Source organism: Enterococcus villorum, assembly GCF_007990225.1.
Taxonomy (GTDB): Bacteria; Bacillota; Bacilli; order Lactobacillales; family Enterococcaceae; genus Enterococcus_B; species Enterococcus_B villorum.
Genome location: NZ_BJWF01000008.1, coordinates 16,985 through 39,667, shown reverse-complemented (window position 1 = coordinate 39,667; position 22,683 = coordinate 16,985). Strand labels below are relative to the sequence as shown.

Here is a 22,683-nt window from a genome sequence, read left to right as displayed (position 1 = left end):
CTACTCATTAGGAGGAATTGACCATCAATAGCAAAGAACAACTAAAAATCGCAGTAAAAGCTGCCGATTCTAAACGTGCAGAAGACATTGTCGCTTTAGATGTAAGAAAAGTTTCTTTATTAGCTGACTATTTTATGATTTGTTCGGCAAATAGTGAAAGACAACTTCATGCCATTACCGAAGAGATCATTGAAAAAGAAGAAGAAAACAAGTTTGAAGTAAAACGTATCGAGGGAAAAGAAGGCGGAAAATGGATTTTGATTGATTTAGGCGATGTGATCGTCCATGTTTTTCACGCCCCTGAAAGAAGTTTTTATAACTTAGAAAAATTATGGTCTGATGCACCACTTGTCGACCTAGATGAATGGTTAGATTAATATGGCTTATGAAACTTTTGCCTTTGTCTACGATGAAGTGATGGATGAGACGTTATACCAGCAATGGTTGGACTTTTCCAAACGTCATTTGCCAAGTGGTACTAAGAACATTTTAGAACTCGCTTGTGGGACAGGTGCTTTGGCAGTGGCTTTTGCTAAAGACGGATACAATGTAACTGGGCTGGATCTTTCAGAAGAGATGCTGATGGTTGCTAGTCAACGTGCGTTTGAAGAACAAACAGCGATTCAATTTGTTGAAGGAAATATGCTTGATTTATCTGAAATTGGTCAATATCAAGCGATCACTTGTTTTTCTGATTCTTTATGTTACATGAAGAACGAACAAGAGGTGCAACAAGTATTTGATGAAGTGTATCAAGCGTTAGAAGAAAATGGATGCTTTTTGTTTGATGTCCATTCCATTTATCAAATTGAGACTGTTTTTCCAGAATATAGTTATCATTATCAAACTGAAAACTTTGCCTTTTTATGGGATAGCTATCCAGGAAAAGAAAAGCATAGCATCGAACATTTCTTAACTTTTTTTGTGGAAGATCCACAAGAACCTGGCAAATTCATTCGTGAAGATGAACTTCATCAAGAGCAGACGTACTCTTTAGATAACTACTTTAGAATGTTAGAAAATAGTGGTTTTGCTAGAGTGGAAACCTTTGCTGATTTTACGGATGAGCAACCAAACGAAGAGACAAAACGGCTTTTCTTTGTGGCCTATAAGGAATGAAAACATCCATGCAAAATGAGTTGCTTTGTTTCAAAAATTAAGCTCGAAAATTCGAAAACAGCTTTTTGTTTTTGATTTTTCGGGCTTACTTTATAGGCATGATGCCGTATAGAAAAAGATTTCTTTTTAAACTATCAGGATAAAAAAACTTGAAGTATCTCAGTAAAACAATTTTTTTGACGAGCTGAACCGACCATTAAATGAGCTTAATCACTCAACAGACATACGATGGCTCAAGAGAGTTGGTGCAATAAAACTTAGATAAGTGGAGGAAAAGCGATGAACGTTTGTGGCATTATTGTAGAATATAATCCTTTTCACAATGGCCATCGTTATCACGCCGAGATGGCTAGGAAACAAACTGGTGCAGATCTTATGGTAGCAGTTATGAGTGGTAATTTTTTGCAACGTGGTGAACCAGCAATTTTAGACAAGTGGTCCAGAGCAAAATCTGCGCTTCATAACGGCGTAGATCTTGTTGTTGAACTACCAGTAGAGTGGTCTGTGCAATCCGCTGATTACTTCGCTAAAGGAGCAGTTCAGCTTTTACAAATGCTCAATTGCAACTATTTATGTTTTGGAACAGAAGAAAAAATAGTTTTTGCCTATGAAGATTTTGGCATATTTGTGCGACAAAACCAACATAAGATCCAACAAGAACTTCAACAATTGTCGGATCAAGCGATGAGTTATCCTCAAAAAATGATGAATGTTTTTACAAACCTTTATCCAGAACTCACTTTTGATTTTTCTTCGCCCAATCATATCTTAGGACTAAGCTATGCAAAAGAAAATGCCAGTTATCAAGAACCGATGAAATTAGTACCAATTGCTAGGAAAAGCGCTGGCTATCATGAGGAAACGTTAACGGATCAATCGATTGCTAGTGCGACTGCTATTCGCAAAGCATTAGGAGAAGAACGTTTAATAGACGATTTTGTGCCAGAAACGACGGCCAAGTTATTAAGCGAAGAACCAATGCAAACTTGGGAGAACTATTGGCCTTTTCTCCGCTATCAATTATTGTCTTCTAATTTGGAACAGTTAAAAAACATCTACCAAATGTCAGAAGGTCTTGAAATTAGAATGCAGGCAGCAGCAAAATCAGCCGCTTCATTTCATGAATTTGTGACCTTAGTTAAGTCTAAAAGGTATACTTGGACTAGAATCCAGCGCTTAGCATGTTATGTATTATTGAATATTCAAAAAGAAGAATTATTGGATCAACAAACTCAAAGATACATCCATGTACTAGGATTTACTAAAGCAGGTCAATCCTTTTTAAAAGAAAAAAAAGAGTTGCCTTTGTTTTCAAAAATCGGCAAAAAAGAAGCAAAAATAGCCCATCTAATGGTACGAAGTGATCAAATTTATCAACTAGGTGGAAAGATACCTGAACAGAATTTTGGCAGAAAACCTTATTCCTACTGATGAAAAGCAAAAGTGTCGAAAAAATACTTCACAGAATCCACATTCACAAGTATAATGGAACAGGACGTTTTTGTACTTAACCACAATCAGAAAAGAACAATTAAATTAGAAAGCGAAGTGAGAATATGGGACGTAAATGGGCAAACATCGTAGCTAAAAAAACAGCAAAAGATGCAAATAATAGCCGAGTTTATGCTAAATTCGGAATCGAAATTTATGCAGCAGCAAAATCAGGTGATCCAGACCCACACGCTAACCAAAAACTACGTTTCGTCATTGAACGCGCTAAAACTTACAACGTACCTAAACATATTATTGATCGTGCGATTGAAAAAGCAAAAGGTGCAGGGGATGAGACATACTCTGAATTACGTTATGAAGGCTTTGGACCAAATGGTTCAATGGTTATTGTTGACACGTTAACAAACAATGTGAACCGTACAGCCGCTGATGTACGTGCAGCTTTTGGTAAAAATGGCGGAAATATGGGCGTTTCTGGAGCAGTTTCTTATATGTTCGATAATACTGCCATTTTCGGTTTTGCTGGAGAAGATGCAGATGAAATTCTTGAATACTTAATGGATAAAGAGATTGATGTCCGCGATGTCATGGAAGAAGATGGACAAATCATTGTTTACGGTGAAGTCGCTGATTTCCACAGTATCCAAGAAGCATTAAAAGAAAAAGGAATCACTGATTTTTCAATTGCTGAAATCCAAATGATTCCTCAAAATGAAGTAACGCTTTCACCAGAAGACCAAGAAACATTTGAAAAAATGATTGATGCATTGGAAGACCTTGAAGACGTTCAGCATGTTTTCCATAATGTGGCTTTAGAAGACTAGTCATTCATTTGATTGAATAGTCAACTTTATTCAAGCATTCATCCCCCGCTCTAGCAAATGGGGGATGAATGCTATTTTTTGTATGTGAGTAAACTATAGTCACGCAGAAAACGGCAGAACAAGGACTATTTTCTTCGTCTATCTGAGAAATGAATAGATCACGTCAATAAGAAATAATTCCTCATCAAAGTTTCTTCTTGGCTTTCTTACAAATTATTGCAACAGGGATGTCTAGATATGATTTGCTTCTGCTAAAAACTACTTTTGAATAAATAAAGTGACATAAATGAACTCAAAACGTTCTTTTAGGATATTTTTAGTAATTACTGTTGTTATTTATTTATAATGTGAGACATCATACGACATTAAGAACAACAATTAGCTATCACCCATTGACCTTTTAAAAAGAAGGATAAATGAGGCTATGGCAAACGATAGAAATGCTTATGACAATCAAACGACATAGAGAGGAGATTTAGCCAGTTCTGGTATACATAAAGGTGGTTGTATAAACTAGCGATAACACTGGTTAAATTTCCGGTTAAAGCTAGGATAATGAAGTATGATCAATAGCACAAAAGGAGTGATTGAATGAAAAAAGGAAGTGTATCAGTTTATTTTTATTGTATAGTAGGATTATTATTTTGTCTGTTCGTCACGAATCATCATGTAAGTGCTGAAATGACAAAAGAAACGATTACGGAGAATAACCAACATACGTTAGGTGACTCAATTAAAAAAAGAAATCTGTTACAAAAACGTTCATTAGAAGCAAATAATGGCATTTCGGCAGCAGAAGCAAATCGTCCAGCCAAAGACTTTATTGATGTCTCTTCACATAATGGCGTTCCAACAGTAGAAGAGTATCAAACGATGAAAAAATATGGTGTCAGAGGCGTTGTTGTGAAACTAACAGAAGGTGATTCTTATCGAAATCCGCTTGCACCTGAACAAATTAAACATGCGAAAAAGGCTGGTTTAAAGGTGAGTGTTTATCATTATGCTTGGTTCAATGAGGGAGAAGATACTAAAGACGAAGCCAACTTTTTATTGGCCTATATGAACGAGTTAAATTTACCATTTGATACAGTCATTGTAAATGACAGTGAAAACCCAAAGATGAATCTAGATAAAGTAACAGACAATGCGCTTACTTTTCAAGAAGTGTTTCAACAAGTAGGTTATCCGAATGTTATACACTATTCCAATGCCTCATGGTTTACGGATGGAAAGTTAGATACTCAAAGATTAGGAAAAGAAAATTGTTGGGTTGCTCAATGGCCATATAATCCATCTGATGATCATTTATTACACACAGATAAAGCTGCTTGGCAATGGGCAAGCGATTTATACTTTCCTGAATTTAGTGAACGAGTATTTGATATCAGTACAGATTATTTAGGGCGCTTTGTCAATGAAACAAAGCCCCAACTATTGTCATACGGAGTCCGAAATGCTACGCCGTATGTTTATTTAAATTTAGCCACGGAAGATTTTAATGGAAACAAGCGCTTTATCGTTTATGTTGATGGAAAATATTTTATGGAAACATATCAAGGAAAAAACTATTACTCTTTTAGAGAGAGTATGAACGACAATAGTCAGCGAATAAGACGACATTTTTCTGGAAAAAAAGGACAAAAAATTGAAGTGTTTGAAGTATCAGGAAAACCAGGTACTTCTTCTGCTAATAGAAAATTATTAGAAAGTCTCATTGTGAAAGAAACATTATTAAATAAATGACCAGATTTAAAGATAAAAGATTTTCGAGTGTTTTTGTTAACCACTCTGTACTTTTCAGAAATCTTTAAAAATAAAAGTTACGATGTTTCTATTATTTCTAGAGAGAATAAATGTATGCAAACAGCTATAAAAACTAAATTGAAAACAAGTAATTTCATTTCAATAAAAATTACATCAATGGCGCTCAGTCAGCAAAATGTTCACAAGAAAACTCTAAAAATATTTGAGGTCCCATCCACCACTAAATAGAATGAATGTACTTCCTCATTTTTCGCATCAATTTTATTGATTATATGATGATCATTTACTAAGTGACAATTTAATAACAATAATTTTAAATTAAATGTGATTGTTTCTTATCTCATGAACAACTGAAAAAACAGTTTTTTAATAGATTTTTTTTCTATTCTAATTGTTCCTATGTTATTATTGAAAGAGAGGTATTATTGGAAAAATGATATAGAGTAATGTGGATATAGGCGGGGAAAATTATGGAAGCAAAAATTAGTTTAGAGCCTTTTGAGCGTATTTTAAGCGGTTACCAAAAGATAGAAGAATTAGCTGTTAATGTCACAGATTGTTCCAAATTAGCACAAAAATATGCACATTTTGGTGTAGAAGGTTATCGTTTAGGCAACTATGTCGGAACTGGTTACCTCAATCGTTATCTTGAATGTATGGTTGATCGCGCGCCCATGTTGATTTACAAAAAAAATTATTTGATTCCTCTGCTTTTTCGTCGTTCAGACTCAGCTTTTCGATTATTTGAAGAAAATTATCGCATGGAAGCTTTCTTTCGCTTATTAGAATGGAGCTTAAAACATCAACCAGAAAAAATTTTAATTGAAAAGAATAAAAAGTACGATCCTAAAAAAGCAAAGGTAATTGATAGTGCTTATTTAGCTTTTCGTGTATCAGAAATACTTGATAGTGGGGGTTATCCAATCAGTAATTTCCAATCCATTGAACAATTTATTGAGTGGAATCGAATTTATCGATTGATTGACAACGGTGGGATCGGGCGCCATAGTAAGATATTTGATCCTGAATATCCTGAAAACATGGAAGAATTGCGGATGATCCTTTCATTAGTAAAATTAAAATACCCAGACACGGAATTATTTGTGTAAAGGATGGAACAATAAATCACTAAGCCTGAGTATCACAAAACATACGTTTGTTTTGTGATACTCAGGCTTAGTGTCGTTTTATAAAGTATTTTTTTTATAAAAGGTAGGATCAATTGTATCGAGTAAGTGGCTTTTTGTTTCAGAAGTAATTAAGGCAAGTTCATGCATTGCTCGCGTACACATCGTGTAAAGAACCAATTTATCTTGTTTGGAAGAAAAATTCATGTCATTGATATTCCACAAGAAAACACGATCAAATTCAAGTCCTTTGGCTAAGAATGCCGGCAAAAGAACAATTTGGCGTTTCATAAAATCTGTTTCATCTGAAATCAGCTGGATACGTTCCTTTAAGTGATCTGGCAGTTGGGCATACAATTCTTCACATTCTGTTTGTGTTTTTGCAATGATTGCTGTACGCCAATAACGTGTTTTTTCTTGGCTCATTTCAAGGGATGAGCTTAACCAATCTAATCTACTTTTTAGAGAAGTTCCTTTGATGATTAAAGGAAGATCTCCTTTTCGAGCTGTCGTTTCTACTTGATTTTCTTTAGTTAAAAAGTGATTGGCAAAGTCAGTGATTTCTTTTGTTGAACGATAGCTTGTGGTTAATTGAAAGTGAGTAACTGCTTCTTCTTTGAATAACTGCTCCAAAGAATCAGTGATTGTTTCATTACCAAAGACATTTTGATTTAAGTCTCCACAGAAAGTTAAGTTTGCTTTTGGATAAATCGCTCGTAATAAGGCGACTTGTGCAGGTGAGAAATCTTGCATCTCATCCACAAAAATATAGCGTGCTTTTTGCATCACTGTGATGGGATAAATCCGTCGCATTAATAAGAAAAATAAAACAGCATCTTCTTGACGTAATTTTCGTTCACGAAGTTTTTCTTTTAGGAATCCCAAATGATTTTTCCAAAGAGTGTCATTAATTCCATTTTTAGATAGTAGTGCAGCTGGGACTGTTTGTAAAAAATGAAGGTATTGTTTTGTCATATTAACAAATTGATAGTTGTTGATGCCGCGATTGATTCGACGAAATCTTTTTTTAACAATTTGATTAGCTAATTTTTTACGTAAAGACTGTTCCTTTTGTTCTGTATATTCCAAATTAGGATCAGTTGCATATAATTCCTGTAGTTGTTCTTCAGCTAACTCTTTTACCCATTTTTGACGTGTTTCATCTTTTTGTAGTCCGCCTAATTTTTTTAATAGTTTGGTTTGCAAAAGAGAAAGCCTTTGATGTAACGGTAAGAGTTCATTCGTTTCTTGGTACCATTTGCGAATAGCATCTTTTGATAGAATGGTCCGACCATTAATTTTCATCTCTCTAAATAAGGGACCAAAGCTTGTAATGTTATCAATATAAGCATCCACATGAGCAATCAGCTGTAAACTGTTCTTGAACGTTTGGATGGGGTCTTTTTCTCCAGTTAAAAAGCCAATTTCTTGTTGTTCTTCTTCTAATAAAGAAAATTCAGGCAGTAATTGCTCTAAGTAGTTTTTAAACGTTTGTGTAGGAACGCCGCTTTCGCCTAACGATGGTAAAACAGTAGAAATATAGTCAGAAAAAAGATGGTTGGGGGAAAAGAGTAAAACATTTTCAGATGCCAACCATTTACGATTGTGATAAAGTAAAAAAGCAATCCGTTGCAATAAGGCAGAAGTTTTGCCACTACCAGCGATGCCTTCAATTAACATTACTTTGCTTTTTGTATCTCGGATAATCTCATTTTGCGCTTTTTGGATCGTAGAAACAATGTTTTTCATATGCGCACTTGACGCATCATCTAAAATCTCCAATAAAAAATCATCATTGATAATTTCAGAAGTATCAACCATCGAAACTATTTTTCCTTCTAGAATTTTGAACTGACGTTTTAATAAAAGTTCAACATTGATTTTTTCAGTCTCCTTTTCATAAAAAGCAGGACCGATTTCGCCTTCATAGTAAAGATTAGCGATAGGTGCACGCCAATCAATAACAATTGTTTCTTCTGATACATTTCTTAAAGAAGAAATACCTAAATAAAGGGTTTCTTTTTCTGCTTCTTCTTTAAAATCAATACGTGCAAAGTAAGGGCTACCTTTCATGACTTCTAACGTTTGTAGACGTTTTTGTTGGGCTTCCAAAGTATGGTATTTTAAGAGCAATTCTTGCTCGTGTTGGCGGTATTCCACAGCAGATTCATAAAAAGATTCATTTGAACCGATTCTAATTGTATGATTTGCGGTATCTTTTGTAGAATCCTGCATTTCTTGTGAGAGTGATTGTTGTTTTTTATTCAGTAGTTTTTGTTCAAGCTGGATCATATGGATCGTTTCTTCCACGTGATGTTGTTCTTGTTGTCTTTCATTCATTACGTCTATTACTCCTTCCGCCGTAAATAACGAATTAAAAGTATAGCACAAAATACGAGAAAAAGGTATCTTTGTATTTCGACTTAAATAGTCCTTAATATCAAAAATTATTTTATTACCTCTCGATCGACAGCCTAGGTTATCGACAGACAGAAAAGGAAGATTATAATACTTTTTCTTTCACATAAATTATAAGGAAATGTATTTTTAAATAACATAAACAATGTGATTTAATTTTTTGTAATAGATTTTATCATCTGATTTATAATGTTTTTTTCAATAAAAACGCTATATAAAAAGTTGTTTTTGTAATGAAAAGATAGTGCTATTATTTTTCATGTTTAAAAAATAACTTGAATGTTCTTGATTGTACTATTTTTTTATGGCATAATTTTAATTAGAAAGGTTTTATTCATATAAAACCTGACAATTAAAGGGGGAGATAATGAGAAAGAAAAGAGTGTATCTGTACATTTTAAACCCATAATTAGTAAACATAACTTTAGAAGGTGAAACCTGTAAATATCTTCATCTTCTATCTAAAGCATCAATTGTTGTCATAATCGAGAAAACTTTCAGCATAAAAGTGAAGATGAGACCATTTTTCGAATGTTCTTTGAATCGAAAAAACATAGATAGTATCTGGAAACCGTGCAAATATACATAAAGATGATTAGACCATGAACGACAGATTCAATAGAGTGAGGAACATCAATCATAAAATAGTAGGATAAAGTAAGAGAAAAATCAATTGGGGAATAGCTTGCATACCAGACTAGCTTTTACATGCAGAGACAATAGCAACAACCGATTGATTCGTATCGTATGAATGGAAAAGGAGAACTTTGGGGGAAGTCCTTTCTATCCTATCGTGACATGATCATTTAAAGAAGCGCTTCGTCCTTCCTTTTTGATTAGTGCTTTGTTTGAAAGAAGAAGTGGCAACTAGCTTAGCTGTTTGTTAGATCGTGAAGTATTTTTGTAGCTAAAGCGAAAATACAGGAAGGAAAACCTTTCATTCCCGTCAAAAAAACAGTGATTTTTGATAAGTAAATGAGAGGTATACATTATTAAAGATAGAGTATTGTTCATTGGTAACAAAAAAATGTACCTGTTAGAAATTACGAGTGATTATTCTTTTTTAGAAAAATAAAACTGTTTCAATCATTGATGATCACAATTTATAAGAATGGGATCTTATCAAGTTTGATAAAGGTAACAATGATGTTTAGTGAGAGAGAAAGTACGTAGAAATACAAGAGATTATCAGATGTATTGAACAATTTTTCTACGCTCCATAGATGCATAATAAAAAAAGATATTTACCTAATCGTGAACAGATCGAACATTTTTCTACTGGCTTCTTGATTAAGTAAAATCTAATAGCTCAACGACTTTTTTTAGTGACTTGATCCCCGTATCAAGCCACTTCATTTTTTGGTTTTTTTTAGCAATCAAATGGATCAATGAAAGCAAGAAAGGAAGTGACTGCTTGAAAAAATTTTATTTATATCTTTGTTGTATTCAATTAATTACGCCAACTATCGTCCAAGCCAGTGAAATATTCAATGAATTAACAGAATCTGAACAAACATTGGTAGAAAAACAGGAAGAAGAAGCGAATGCCATAGAAATAAATACCGATGACAGTGAAACAATAGAAACCGAATCAAGCATACCTGAAGAAACTATTCAAAGTGAGGAAAATGATTCACTCGAAACTATAGAAAATTCTTCATCCATCAAAGAAGAAAAAATCGAGGAAAGCACGGACCCTATAATTGAAGAAAAGAATGAATACATTGAGGAAAGCACAGATGCTATTGAAGAAACGATAGAAATCATCGAAGAAGATACAAATGAAACACCAACAGAAGAAACCAATGAAATCGAAAAAATACCAGAAGAAGAGCAAACCAGTTCTACATCAGAAATAGCTGATCTCCCAGACGATACAGTCATTACGATGTCTGAAGCATTGTTAAAGGGAATTAAAGATGATGTTACACTTATTGATACGGATAAAATTACTATCGGTGAATTAAAAAAAGTAACAAGGATTATACATCCTGGTGCGCTTTTTGGAAACATTGATTCGCTTGAAGGACTTCAATATGCTGAAAATTTATATTATCTGTCATTTGGAACAACAAATGATAATGATTATGACATTGATGATTTGTCCCCATTAAGTAATTTAGAAAATTTACGCCGACTTGATCTGCCCAATTCAAAAGTCACTGATTTTCGACCATTGAAAAAAATGGCTGAAAATATTATAAATGATGTGCCAGTCAATTCAACTCCTATTATTGCTACACCAGCGATTCAGATAAGTACGCGAATTGATACGAGGCAAATGAAAAATCAATCATTTGATCCCTTTAATGAACTTGAAGCCATCAAAGTCAATGAAGATGGTGAAACGTGGGACTTTGACATGCCATTTTATGCTTATGATGGCAGTCGTTTAGAAACAGATGGTGGCGACGTCAACTACATAGGGTCTGATAGAACAGCCCGAATTGGCAGTAATATTGATAATGTTTTTCAGATAAAATTAAAACAAGAAGTGACCGATTTACCTAATGCTAATGGTATCGGTCTAGCAAGTTTGACATTTAGTGTGTCATACATATCTGAATTAAGAAAACCCAATTCTCCTTTTTTACAAAAGATAGCTTTACGAGGCATCTTAAGGGAGATTGATCGGGAAACATTAGAAGAAAAAACGACAGACTTTGGAATTCTTAAAGATGTGTATGGGTATGTTGGTGAAACGTTAAATACAAGAAATGAATATTTTGAAGAATCAAAGCCTGTTCATGAAATTTTCACTGGAACGTTTCAAAGAAAAGCATCGGAAGAAGTCATTCATTATGTGGATCAAGCAATTGATAATGGGCTAAGTTATGTGCAACTCAATTACAAAAATATCAGAGACCAGACATTAAGACCGTCTGTTCTACATATTCGAGTAGCTAATACAGATTTTACTCTGCCAACGGTTCCTGTAATTTCTGGGTATGGACTGATCAGTGAACCACCTGAAAAGGTTCGTGTTTTAGCAGAGGGGGAAACGCTTGTGGTCGATTACATATATGGACAAAAGATCGAGATTACCGATCCTGTACTTGAGCAACAAATTCGCCGAACGTTGGGAATAGACGACACGTTGCAAATCACCGACTACGCGATGAGTAGCTTAGAGACATTAGAGTATGATGCAGGAGAAGACGGGGAAAGAATCAAAGATATTAGAAGTTTACAATATGCAACCAATTTAACAAAACTAGTTTTAATTAATCAAGAAATTGGTAGTACATTGACAGGAACACTTGTACAAAGTTTAAATAAGTTAACGCATCTTGATTTATCGAAAAACCACAACACGCTTTATCTCAGTTCTACGTTCCTTTTTGTGAATTTAACCTATTTAGACATTAGTGAAACAAACTACACCATTTATGGATCGGAAATACCAGAGAAATTAGAGGTATTAAAAATGCGTAAAATGAAAAATACGAGTTTCAATATTTTAGTACCCAGTCGACTCAAAAAGTTAAAAAGAATTGATTTAAGTTTGAATTCAACAAATATCACTAATGATTTCTTGCCAAATCTTGTTCCATTTGCAAAGAATAATCCCTTGGAATATGTTGATTTGAGTGGCAATCAATTAACGGATTTAAGTGCGTTGTCAGACATTGAAGACTTAAGGTATATTCCTGCTGGTTCTACACCAGATTTTATGAATGATCGTGGGTGGAATTTTGCGGATCAAATCTTCTCTACTTCTCAGAGAATTAAGGCCAGCGAAGAAATTAGCATTGAGAATATAGTGAAAAATAAGAATAGTGAAGCTTATTTGCCAAAAACGAGTGAAGTGGATTTTCGAATTGAAAATAATCAAATTATCTGGCACATAGAATTTAACGAAGATGGTTCTTTGAAGAATGAAAAAGTGGTTTTTCAATACAAGAATTATGAAGATACAAATTACAGTGCCGAATTTACCGTAGAATTAGTGGCTCATTTACTTAAAGTAGAAATACCGATCGAGATGAAATTTGGCAATCATGCGTCTGCGGAAAAAATCAATTCAACAGAGTATCAGATTAAAAACCATTCAGAATTTCCGATTGAAGTGACGATTGAAAAACTGGAAGAAATAAAAGAGAATCCTCTGCCGTTAGTCGAAGAAGTGATAAAAGGGATAGAAGGAATTTCTCTTAAAGCAAAAATGGCAGACAAAGAACTCAACTTAGCTAGTCAAAATAATCATCTGGGGCAATTAGCCACAGGGAGTGTGTTCCAGTTTACGTTAACAGGTAATTATTTTGCAGAGGTATTGGAAGAAAAACAATTTGCCTATTCTTTCCAATTTACTTTTAGAGAAAGTGAGGATTCGATTGAAGAAACAACGGGGTAAGAAAAAACAATACGTGGTCCTATTTCTATCTGGCTTGTTTATTTTATGTGGTGCTTACTTTTATATCCAACATATGCAATCAAGTGATACACAAACGATTGTAATTGGTAGTGATGTCAAAAATGGTGTATATAAAAAAAATAAAACAAAGAAAGAACTAGCAGAAGAATTACAAAAAGAAGCAGATGGTGCTTCGTTTTCTTTAGAACTAAATACCGAATGGAATTTCAAAGATGCTAAAACACCAGGGTTGATTGGTATTGTTAATCCTAAAAGTAATAAACATTTAATGAAAGTCGCTGTCTATACAAAAGAAGAAAAAAAATTGCTTTATGATTCTGGGTATCTGAAACCAGAACAATATATTGAATATGGCAAACTAGAAAATGAATTGCCAGCAGGGAAACACCAAGCAGTTGCTCAAGTAAAAATTTATGATGAAACAGGTCAGCGATTGCTTTCGGAGAATGCAGTGAATGTCAATGTTTATGTGGAGAGCTAAAAATGGTGAATACTGAGAATTACCTCATTTTATTAAACCAACTAGTTAGTTATGAAGAAACAGATTCAGTGAATGTGGGTGTTGAAGTGATCGGGAAAATCACTAGAGCACAGACAACAAACCAAAGTTTATTACCTAAATTAAATACTTATACGGCGATTACACCGGTTCTTTTAGGTATTTTAATGATTTTATTTATTTTAATGAAGAAAAAGAAGAAAGAGGGAAGAAAATGAAAAAAATGACTTTAGCAATTTTAAGCGTATTAGGAGTAACGATGTTCTCATCTGTCTTGGCAGGAGCACAAACCATTCAAGGACAAGAAAGCGCAACAGTTCCAGTAACAGGTACGATCAAAGAATTTGATCCAGAAAACCCTGAAGAAGGGGAAGAAGAAAACCCAGAGATACCCGATGAGCAATGGATCAAAGTTGATATTCCAAGTTCGGTTTCATTTGCAGCAAGTGAAGCAAGTAAGGGCAGTGTCAACTCAGCGACATATACAATTAAAAATCGTTCAGCAGAAGGTGTAAAAGTATCAATTGAAAATTTTGCTTCTCGTGGAACAGAACATAACTTATTTAGCGGAACTGTTTTGAATCTTGTTTCAGATGATGCAACGGTTAACTTACGTACTGCAGAAGATTCATTTATCAACACACGTACAGAATTAATGTCATTACTAGGTAGCATTATTAATGGACAACCAACAGAAAAACAAGAAGAAAAAACATTTAAATTAACTGGAAAACTAGGAACAGATTTTGACTTTACACAAGTACCACAACAAGGAATCGACCAAACTTACGATTTGATGTTTCACTTTGAACGAGTAGCGGACTAATCATTTTGAAAAAAATACAGTCTCTATTGAACGAGTCGCAAGAAGATAGAAAAAGAGTATTTTTAGTTTGTAGTAAGTTTCCGATACTACTTACAAAATGACAAGAGAATACATAAATATAAAACCAGACTGATAACGAGTCTGGTTTTATATTTTGTGACTTCAAACGTGGGAATGAATAAACAAATTATATTTAGTCGGTTGCTTTTCATTTCGCAACCATTCACTCGCAAATAGATGAGAGTGAGAGCTATTTTCATTTAAGGGTAAATAGTTTTCATTCTTGTTACAAGTAGGTATTCTTAATTTGTAGAGGAGTGAATCATGATGACACATTTAAAAAAATTTACAGTGACAGTTATTATAGGAATTGTTGCGTTAATCAGTGAATTTATTTTCAATGAACCCACATTTGCCTTTATTATTATTGCTGTGACAGGTGGGATTTTGGCTTTCTTTATGTTCATTGAGATGATCAAAACGTTGCGTTCTGGAAAATATGGTGTTGATATCTTAGCGATTACTGCCATTATTGCGACGCTTGCGGTTAAAGAATATTGGGCTAGTTTGATGATTTTAATCATGTTAACCGGTGGCGATAGTTTAGAAGACTATGCGAATAAAAGAGCAAGTCGAGAGTTACAATCTTTACTAGATAATACTCCCCGTACAGCACATAAATTAGAAAATGATCGGCTCAAAGATATTGCAGTTGACGAGGTTGAAATCAACGATCTTCTTGTTGTCAAACCAGGGGAATTAGTTCCAGTGGATGGGAAAATGATCAAAGGAGAATCTCAATTTGATGAATCTTCCTTAACGGGTGAATCAACGCTCATTTTAAAAAAGCCAGGAGATGAGTTAATGTCTGGTTCGATAAATGGAGAGGCTTCGATTCAAATGGTTGTTGAAAAAAGAGCAGCTGATAGCCAGTATCAATTGATTATAAAATTAGTCGAAGAATCAAAAGAAAAACCCGCCCATTTCGTTCGATTAGCTGATCGTTATGCAGTACCATTCACATTGATTGCCTACTTGATTGGGGGCATTTCGTGGTGGTTCACGAAAGATCCTGTGCGCTTTGCAGAAGTACTCGTTGTTGCTTCTCCTTGTCCTTTGATTTTAGCTGCACCTATTGCATTAGTCGCAGGCATGAGCCGTTCAAGTAAAAATGGTATCGTAATAAAAACGGGGACAGCTCTTGAAAAATTAGCTCGGACAAAGACAGTAGCTTTTGATAAAACCGGCACAATCACCAGAGGCGTTCTTGAAGTAACAAGTATTCATCCAGAAGGAGAAATGACGGAAGAAAATTTGTTACTCTATGCCGCAAGTGCAGAACAAGAATCAAGTCATATTTTGGCTCGATCGTTGTTAAAAGAGGTGGACAAAGAAAAATTACTCCCAGTAACTGAGTTGAAAGAAATAACTGGTCAAGGAATAAAAGCTCAAGTAAATGGTCATTGTATTAAAGTAGGAAGAGCTTCCTTCGTTGGTGCGACAGAAAGTAAAACGGCACAAACGGCCATTTATATCGCAATGGATGATCATTTTTCTGGTACAATTTTATTTTCAGATACTCTCCGTCCTGAGGCGAAAGAAACAATTCAGCAATTGAAAAAAAATGGGGTATCTGATTTAATGATGATTACTGGAGACTCAGAATCAATTGCTGAATCAATCGCAAATGAAGTGGGATTAACTTCTGTTCATGCACGGTGTTTGCCGCAAGATAAGCTAGACATTCTTGAAAATATTCCAAAGAATAATCGTCCGGTTACAATGGTAGGAGATGGAGTCAATGATGCACCAGCTCTGGCTATTGCAGATGTCGGCATTGCTATGGGCGCCCATGGGTCTACAGCAGCTAGTGAAAGTGCTGATGCCGTGATATTAAAAGATGACCTAACGAAAGTTACGACTGCGATCATTGTTTCTAGAGATACGATGAAAGTAGCTAAACAATCCGTCTTGATCGGCATTTTTATCTGTGTGTTTTTAATGTTGGTAGCAAGTACTGGTGCCATTCCTGCTCTTTTTGGTGCCATCCTTCAAGAAGTGGTTGATACCGTTTCGATTTTAAGTGCACTCAGAGCAAAAAATGAGCATACACGTGGATAATAAGAAAACTTCTTTTCTCTTTTCCTTTTTTGCGGTATGATCAAAGATATAAAGCATGTTTTTTATAAGCGATAAAAAAGGAGACGAGACCATGCCATTTGTACATGTAGAATTAGTCGAAGGACGTAGCCCTGAACAATTAGAAAATATGATGAAAGATATTACTGAAGCTGTTCATAAGAATACACAAGCACCCAAAGAACATATTCATGTCATTATCAATGAAATGAAAAAAGGGACTTACGGAGTAAATGGTGAATGGAAAAAATAAGTTTTTTCTACACTTGATTTTTCTTTTCATTAGTGGTTAAATAAAAATATAGTTGATTGATGAGAAAGACAACTGAATTTGAGAGTCTTCGTTCAGAGAGGAAAAGCTAGGCTGAAACTTTTCCAGAAGAAAACCAAAGGATGACCACTTTCGAAACCTTTGTTGAAGCAAAGGCGGTCGTACCGTTACAACGCTCAAGGAACGTGTAAACGTTCGAAATTAGGTGGAACCACGATTCTTTCGTCCTAGTATCTCTTGATAGAGATGCTAGGATTTTTTTGTTGGTGTCAGCTCATTCAATCAAAAAAGAAAAAGGAGGATACTGATTATGATAAAAATTACTTTCCCAGATGGTGCAATCAAAGAATTTGAGGCTGGCAGCACAACCGCTGAAATTGCCGAGAGTATTTCGAAAAGTTTAGCAAAAAAAGCTTTAGCAGGTAAAATTAACGGACAGCTAATTGACTTGAACCGTGGAATCGAAGAAGATGCCACACTTGAAATCGTGACCCCTGATCATGAAGATGCTTTATTTTTAGTACGCCATTCTGCAGCTCATTTGATGGCTCAAGCAATGCGTCGTTTATACCCATCTATTCATTTTGGGGTAGGACCTGCCATTGACTCAGGTTTTTATTACGATACCGATAATGGAGAAAATCAAGTTAGCGCAGAAGACTTGCCTGCAATTGAAGCAGAGATGATGAAGATCGTGAAAGAAAACCTACCTATTGAACGACGCGTGCTTTCTAAGCAAGAAGCGCTAGAAATTTTTGCCGAAGATCCTTATAAAGTAGAGTTAATTAGTGAGTTACCAGAAGATGAAGTCATTACTGCCTACCAACAAGGTGAATTTATTGATTTATGCCGTGGACCGCATGTCCCTTCTACTGGACGTATTCAAATCTTTAAGTTATTGTCAGTAGCTGGTGCATACTGGCGCGGTAACTCCAATAATCGAATGATGCAACGTGTTTATGGTACTGCATTTTTTGATAAAAAAGAGTTGAAAGAATTTATCCGTCTACGTGAAGAAGCAAAAGAAAGAGACCATCGCAAACTAGGTAAAGAACTTGAACTATTCATGGTGTCTCCGCAAGTTGGTTCTGGCTTGCCTTTCTGGTTGCCTAAAGGTGCAACGATTCGTCGAACAATTGAACGCTATATCGTTGATAAAGAAATTAGCTTAGGGTATCAACACGTCTACACACCGATTATGGGAGATGTAGAATTATATAAAACTTCTGGACACTGGGATCACTATCAAGAGGATATGTTCCCTCCTATGGATATGGGAGATGGCGAAATGTTAGTTCTTCGTCCAATGAATTGCCCACACCATATGATGGTTTATAAAAATGCGATCCATTCTTATCGTGAATTACCGATTCGAATTGCAGAACTTGGGATGATGCACCGTTACGAAAAATCAGGCGCATTGTCTGGATTACAACGTGTACGTGAAATGACATTGAATGATGGTCATACTTTTGTACGTCCTGATCAGATTAAAGATGAGTTCAAACGTACGCTTGAACTAATGGTGGCAGTTTACGCAGACTTTAATATTACAGACTATCGTTTCCGTTTAAGCTATCGCGACCCGAATAATACCGATAAATATTTTGACGATGATGCGATGTGGGAAAAAGCACAAGTAATGCTTAAAGCAGCAATGGATGAATTAGAACTTGAGTACTTCGAAGCAGAAGGAGAAGCAGCGTTTTACGGTCCAAAACTAGACGTACAAGTAAAGACAGCTCTTGGAACAGAAGAAACTTTGTCAACTATTCAATTAGACTTCTTACTACCAGAACGTTTTGATTTAACATATGTAGGAGAAGATGGCGAAAATACTCATCGGCCTGTCGTTATCCACCGAGGAATTGTATCAACAATGGAACGGTTTGTTGCTTACTTAACAGAAGTTTACAAAGGTGCATTCCCAACTTGGTTAGCACCGATCCAGGCTACGATCATTCCTGTTTCTGTTGATGCCCATAGCGATTACGCTTATGAAATTAAAGAACGTTTACAAATGAAAGGTTTACGTGTAGAAGTAGATGATCGTAATGAAAAAATGGGTTATAAAATTCGTGCCTCTCAAACACAAAAAATTCCTTATCAATTAGTGGTTGGGGATAAAGAGGTAGACGATGCAACGGTCAATATCCGCAGATACGGTAGCAAAGAAACAGCAGTGGAAGATTTAAATATTTTTGTTGATGCAATTGTATCAGAAGTTCAAAATTATAGTCGATAAGATAAAGTACTATAAAAAAGGTTTGAGTAAAAAGCAGAGACAGACAAATTTGTCTTCTCTGCTTTTTTATTTATGTGGCGTAATAAAGTGATCTGTCCCACGGTTTGTCGTTTTTATGAAAAGCAAAAAATTTCTTTCTACGCTTTTTCGACTAGTAGGATATGTTATACTGACATAGACTGGTAGATAAAGGGGAGTGAGGCAAATGAGCGTTATTAGTCATATTGAAAGTATGATGGAAGAGTATTCTTCTGCCGAAAAAAAGCTAGCTGATTATATTATCAAAAATGTCGAAAAAATCCCAACTATGACGGCAAATGAATTAGCAGAAGCTGCTGGATTAAGTGCACCAACAGTTGTCCGTTTTTCAAAAAAAATTGGATTTCAGAGTTTGACTGACTTTAAAATAAACATTTCCACCGAGCTTCAAACAGGGATCGTAGAAGGCTTTAGCGATATACATCCGAATGAATCCTTTTATTCGATTAAGCATATTTTAGGAAATAATGCCCAAGTAGCCATTAGAGAAACTGTCGAAATTTTAAAGGAAGAAAAAATTCAAGAAATTGTCGAAAGTTTAGAAAAAGCAGAGACAGTTTTTTTATATGGAGTAGGGGCTTCTTCTCTAGTAGTAGAAGATATTTTACAAAAATGGTCACGAGTGGGAAAACCGATTATCTTTGAAAAAGACATCCATATTTTGTTACCACAATTAGTAAGTAATGAAACGAAAAAAACACTCTGGTTAATTTCCAACTCTGGAAACAGCGCAGATGTCCTCGCTATTGGTGAAATTGCGAAAGAATTAGGGATTGAAGTGATTGCCTTGACACAGTTTGGGCATAATCCGCTGAGTAGACTTGCTGATGTAGTCATACAAACGTCTCGACCAAAAGAAATTACAAATCGTAGTGCAGCCACTAACTCTTTACTTGCCCAATTTGTCACTGTTGATATTATTTTTTATTTATATATGGCAAAAAATGAACGATTGAAGGAAAAAGTAGGAGAAACAAGGCAAGCGATCAAGAAATATTTCGGTTCCAAAGTTTGAATACCATGAAATAACAAGCATTAGTTTTCCACAGTAAAAATATCATCTGTTGTGTTTCACGGACTAAATTCACAGAATTAAATAAAAAGCTTTATTTTTTAACGTTTTAAATCATTCGTTTTTGTGACACAATTTTGATTTGTGAAACAATAGGTGCATTTTGTTTTGAAATTAGTTAAAGAATTTATTACTGATTCTGTTTTTTCTTTTTAAATTTAAGAAATTTAGGTACAATAAAATACAAATGCAAGTAGGGAAAATAGATAGGAATGATGAAAAATTTTATGAAAAAAATATTGAATAATTCATGGATGGATAAATTGAAAAAAGGAACCCAAGAACCAAAAAACAAACCTTTTCGGCGTTCTCACGTGCCTTTTCGCTTAAATTTTCTTTTTTTCATTATATTTACATTGTTCGTCGCATTGATTGCACGATTAGGCTATCTACAAATCATTAATGGAGAGGAAATGGAAGCAAAAGTAAAATCTTCTTCGACATTGACCATACAAACAAGTTCTCCTCGGGGGATGATTTATGATTCAACCGGGAAAGCCTTAGTAACGAACCAAGCAAATCAAGCAATCACCTTTACAAGGGGCACACAAATGACGGCAGAGGATTTGCTTAAAGTAGCTACAAAATTGAATCAATTGATTGATATGCCAGTGGATGAGAATTTGACGGCACGTGATAAAAAAGACTTTTGGCTAGCTGATCCCAAACATCTAAAAGAAGCAACTGAACGTCTTTCAGCTAAAGAACAGAAACTTGATACAAGTGAACAATACAAAGCCACAGTAGATAAAGTGACTGATGAAGAAATCAACTTCAATGAAGAACAATTAAAAATTGCAACGATTTTCAAAAAAATGAATAGCGCTTATAAATTAAATACCGTATTTATCAAAAATACAGGAGTAACCGATCAAGAACTAGCAGTAGTAGCAGAACATGCCTCCGAGTTACCAGGGGTGTCCACAGGAACTGACTGGAATCGTCAGTATACTGCTGCAGATTCAATAAAGAGTATTTTAGGGAGTGTCACGACAGAAAAACAAGGGCTACCTGCAGAACAAGTGGATGAATACTTAGCAAAAGGTTATTCTCGTAATGATCGAGTAGGGCAGAGTTACCTTGAAAAACAATATGAAGATGTCTTACAGGGAAGCAAAACACAATACGAAGTGACATTAGACAGTAATGGTAATGTAACAAATCAAAAAGAGATCTTTGCTGGGGAAAAAGGGTCTAATTTAATGTTATCACTAAACGCTGATTTCCAAGCAAAAGTAGAAAACATTTTAAAAACAAATTACCAAAAATTAATTGACAGTGGGAAAGCCACTTATTCACCAGGTGCCTATGCAGTAGCAATGAATCCACAAACGGGTGAAATATTAGCAATGACTGGTTTTAGTCACGAAGAAGGTTCAAAAGAATTGACAGAAAATGCTTTGGGTACCATTACTAGTGCCTTTACACCAGGTTCTGTCGTCAAAGCAGGAACATTAACTGCGGGTTGGCAAACCAATGTCATTTCGGGTAATCAAGTTTTAGTGGATGAACCAATCAAACTACAAGGGTCATCAGAAAAAAGTTCCGTATTCAATCGCAGTGGTCAATTAGCGATCAATGCAGTAAAAGCATTGGAACTCTCATCTAATACTTATATGATCAAAGTTGCTTTAAAAATGTTAGGTTTAGAGTATACACCAAATATGGGGCTTCCATCGCTTGACGAAGAGTCCAAAGCTTACGAAGAATTACGTAAGGCATTTAATCAATTCGGTCTTGGGACAAAAACAGGGATTGATTTACCAAATGAATCACCTGGGATTTCTCGGTCTGTTGATTTTATGAAGAAATTTAATACGGATAATGGCGCACAATGGTATACACCTGGTAACTTTACTGATTTAGCATTTGGACAGTTTGACACCTATACACCTATTCAATTAGCGCAATACGCTTCAACAGTCGCTAACGGCGGGAAAAGAATTCAACCGCGTTTAGTTAAAGCTATTTATGGCAACGATGAAAATGGAAATCTCGGAGAAGTGAAAAAAGAAATGGAAACGAAAGTAGAAAATACTGTCGATATTTCAGCAGAAGATATGTCAATTCTGCGTGAAGGATTCCATCAAGTGGTTCATGGAACAGATGCTTATACCACTGCGAAACCATTAGCTAGTGCAAAAATGGATCTATCTGCTAAAACGGGGACTGCTGAAACCATCGCAGAAGGACATCCAGATATCACCACAGTTAATAGTAATATTGTGGCATACGGCCCCACGGATAACCCAGAAATTGCCATCAGCGTCGTTTTGCCTAACCTGGTAGACGAAAAAGATCATATGAATCTAACCATTGCCAAAGAAATAATGGATACCTATTACGATATGTTTATGGCAAAATAAGAGGTCATTTTAAGGATGCTCTGCTTCAAGAATTAAGGGAAATCATTCGAAAATAGCTTTTCATATTTTTGAATGGTTTTTCTTAATTCCGAAGAAGCAATCATTAAAATACCGTTTAAATAGAGGTCATTTTAAGGATGCCCTGCT

General features: G+C 35.1%; 16 protein-coding genes. 15 read left to right on the top strand and 1 reads right to left on the bottom strand.

What is annotated here, in order from left to right:
- Window positions 1-23: 23 nt before the first annotated feature.
- From rsfS to EVI01_RS04840, 6 genes are all read left to right on the top strand, one after another.
- Window positions 24-377: a ribosome silencing factor gene (rsfS, locus tag EVI01_RS04865; protein WP_035007931.1), complete on the top strand. Its 354-nt coding sequence runs from the start codon at window positions 24-26 to the stop codon at window positions 375-377.
- A 1-nt stretch (window position 378) separates the two neighbouring features.
- Complete coding sequence (locus EVI01_RS04860) at window positions 379-1,119, top strand: class I SAM-dependent DNA methyltransferase (RefSeq protein ID WP_010751366.1); 741 nt, start codon at window positions 379-381, stop codon at window positions 1,117-1,119.
- A 279-nt stretch (window positions 1,120-1,398) separates the two neighbouring features.
- Window positions 1,399-2,550, top strand: coding sequence for a nucleotidyltransferase (locus EVI01_RS04855; RefSeq protein ID WP_010751365.1), 1,152 nt, complete (start codon window positions 1,399-1,401; stop codon window positions 2,548-2,550).
- A 125-nt stretch (window positions 2,551-2,675) separates the two neighbouring features.
- Window positions 2,676-3,395: a YebC/PmpR family DNA-binding transcriptional regulator gene (locus EVI01_RS04850; RefSeq protein WP_010751364.1), complete on the top strand. Its 720-nt coding sequence runs from the start codon at window positions 2,676-2,678 to the stop codon at window positions 3,393-3,395.
- Between the two features lie 591 nt (window positions 3,396-3,986).
- Window positions 3,987-5,138 (top strand): GH25 family lysozyme, encoded by a 1,152-nt coding sequence (locus EVI01_RS04845; RefSeq protein ID WP_010751363.1) that lies wholly within the window; start codon window positions 3,987-3,989, stop codon window positions 5,136-5,138.
- Window positions 5,139-5,629: 491 nt separating this feature from the next.
- Window positions 5,630-6,268 carry a hypothetical protein gene (locus EVI01_RS04840; RefSeq protein WP_010751362.1) on the top strand — a complete coding sequence of 213 codons (639 nt, stop codon included), beginning with the start codon at window positions 5,630-5,632 and terminating at the stop codon, window positions 6,266-6,268.
- A gap of 78 nt (window positions 6,269-6,346) precedes the next feature.
- Here the strand turns inward: EVI01_RS04840 and helD are convergent, their stop codons facing one another.
- Window positions 6,347-8,626, bottom strand: coding sequence for an RNA polymerase recycling motor HelD (helD, locus tag EVI01_RS04835; protein ID WP_010751361.1), 2,280 nt, complete (start codon window positions 8,624-8,626; stop codon window positions 6,347-6,349).
- Between the two features lie 1,492 nt (window positions 8,627-10,118).
- Between helD and EVI01_RS04830 the strand changes: the two genes are divergently transcribed.
- The 9 genes from EVI01_RS04830 (at window position 10,119) to EVI01_RS04785 (ending at window position 22,536) form a co-directional block, all read left to right on the top strand.
- Window positions 10,119-13,058 (top strand): leucine-rich repeat domain-containing protein, encoded by a 2,940-nt coding sequence (locus EVI01_RS04830; protein WP_010751360.1) that lies wholly within the window; start codon window positions 10,119-10,121, stop codon window positions 13,056-13,058.
- The gene (locus tag EVI01_RS04825) at window positions 13,039-13,560 is read left to right on the top strand and encodes a hypothetical protein (protein ID WP_010751359.1); all 522 of its coding nucleotides are present in this window, start codon (window positions 13,039-13,041) and stop codon (window positions 13,558-13,560) included. The genes EVI01_RS04830 and EVI01_RS04825 overlap by 20 nt, the downstream gene beginning before the upstream one ends.
- A 2-nt stretch (window positions 13,561-13,562) precedes the next feature.
- Complete coding sequence (locus tag EVI01_RS04820) at window positions 13,563-13,796, top strand: hypothetical protein (RefSeq protein ID WP_010751358.1); 234 nt, start codon at window positions 13,563-13,565, stop codon at window positions 13,794-13,796.
- Entirely contained in the window at window positions 13,793-14,404 is a 612-nt protein-coding gene (locus EVI01_RS04815) for a hypothetical protein (protein ID WP_010751357.1), read from the top strand. Before EVI01_RS04820 ends, EVI01_RS04815 begins: the two co-directional genes overlap by 4 nt.
- Window positions 14,405-14,731: 327 nt before the next feature.
- Window positions 14,732-16,525 carry a heavy metal translocating P-type ATPase gene (locus EVI01_RS04810; protein ID WP_010751356.1) on the top strand — a complete coding sequence of 598 codons (1,794 nt, stop codon included), beginning with the start codon at window positions 14,732-14,734 and terminating at the stop codon, window positions 16,523-16,525.
- A gap of 91 nt (window positions 16,526-16,616) precedes the next feature.
- Entirely contained in the window at window positions 16,617-16,796 is a 180-nt protein-coding gene (gene thmT, locus EVI01_RS04805; protein ID WP_002287649.1) for a 2-hydroxymuconate tautomerase, read from the top strand.
- A 328-nt stretch (window positions 16,797-17,124) separates the two neighbouring features.
- Window positions 17,125-19,059, top strand: a complete 1,935-nt coding sequence (gene thrS, locus EVI01_RS04795; protein WP_010751355.1) for a threonine--tRNA ligase — start codon at window positions 17,125-17,127, stop codon at window positions 19,057-19,059.
- A gap of 205 nt (window positions 19,060-19,264) precedes the next feature.
- Complete coding sequence (locus tag EVI01_RS04790) at window positions 19,265-20,113, top strand: MurR/RpiR family transcriptional regulator (protein ID WP_010751354.1); 849 nt, start codon at window positions 19,265-19,267, stop codon at window positions 20,111-20,113.
- Window positions 20,114-20,382: 269 nt separating this feature from the next.
- Entirely contained in the window at window positions 20,383-22,536 is a 2,154-nt protein-coding gene (locus tag EVI01_RS04785; protein ID WP_010751353.1) for a peptidoglycan D,D-transpeptidase FtsI family protein, read from the top strand.
- Window positions 22,537-22,683 lie beyond the last annotated feature (147 nt).

Bases quoted from the DNA above. Each gene is read 5' to 3' on its own strand.
- EVI01_RS04845 (WP_010751363.1), top strand. From the start codon at position 3,987: ATGAAAAAAGGAAGTGTATCAGTTTATTTTTATTGTATAGTAGGATTA.
- helD (WP_010751361.1), bottom strand. From the start codon at position 8,626: ATGAATGAAAGACAACAAGAACAACATCACGTGGAAGAAACGATCCAT.
- EVI01_RS04860 (WP_010751366.1), top strand. From the start codon at position 379: ATGGCTTATGAAACTTTTGCCTTTGTCTACGATGAAGTGATGGATGAG.
- EVI01_RS04855 (WP_010751365.1), top strand. From the start codon at position 1,399: ATGAACGTTTGTGGCATTATTGTAGAATATAATCCTTTTCACAATGGC.
- EVI01_RS04790 (WP_010751354.1), top strand. From the start codon at position 19,265: ATGAGCGTTATTAGTCATATTGAAAGTATGATGGAAGAGTATTCTTCT.
- EVI01_RS04785 (WP_010751353.1), top strand. From the start codon at position 20,383: ATGATGAAAAATTTTATGAAAAAAATATTGAATAATTCATGGATGGAT.
- EVI01_RS04810 (WP_010751356.1), top strand. From the start codon at position 14,732: ATGACACATTTAAAAAAATTTACAGTGACAGTTATTATAGGAATTGTT.
- thmT (WP_002287649.1), top strand. From the start codon at position 16,617: ATGCCATTTGTACATGTAGAATTAGTCGAAGGACGTAGCCCTGAACAA.
- EVI01_RS04820 (WP_010751358.1), top strand. From the start codon at position 13,563: ATGGTGAATACTGAGAATTACCTCATTTTATTAAACCAACTAGTTAGT.
- EVI01_RS04840 (WP_010751362.1), top strand. From the start codon at position 5,630: ATGGAAGCAAAAATTAGTTTAGAGCCTTTTGAGCGTATTTTAAGCGGT.
- thrS (WP_010751355.1), top strand. From the start codon at position 17,125: ATGATAAAAATTACTTTCCCAGATGGTGCAATCAAAGAATTTGAGGCT.
- EVI01_RS04815 (WP_010751357.1), top strand. From the start codon at position 13,793: ATGAAAAAAATGACTTTAGCAATTTTAAGCGTATTAGGAGTAACGATG.
- EVI01_RS04850 (WP_010751364.1), top strand. From the start codon at position 2,676: ATGGGACGTAAATGGGCAAACATCGTAGCTAAAAAAACAGCAAAAGAT.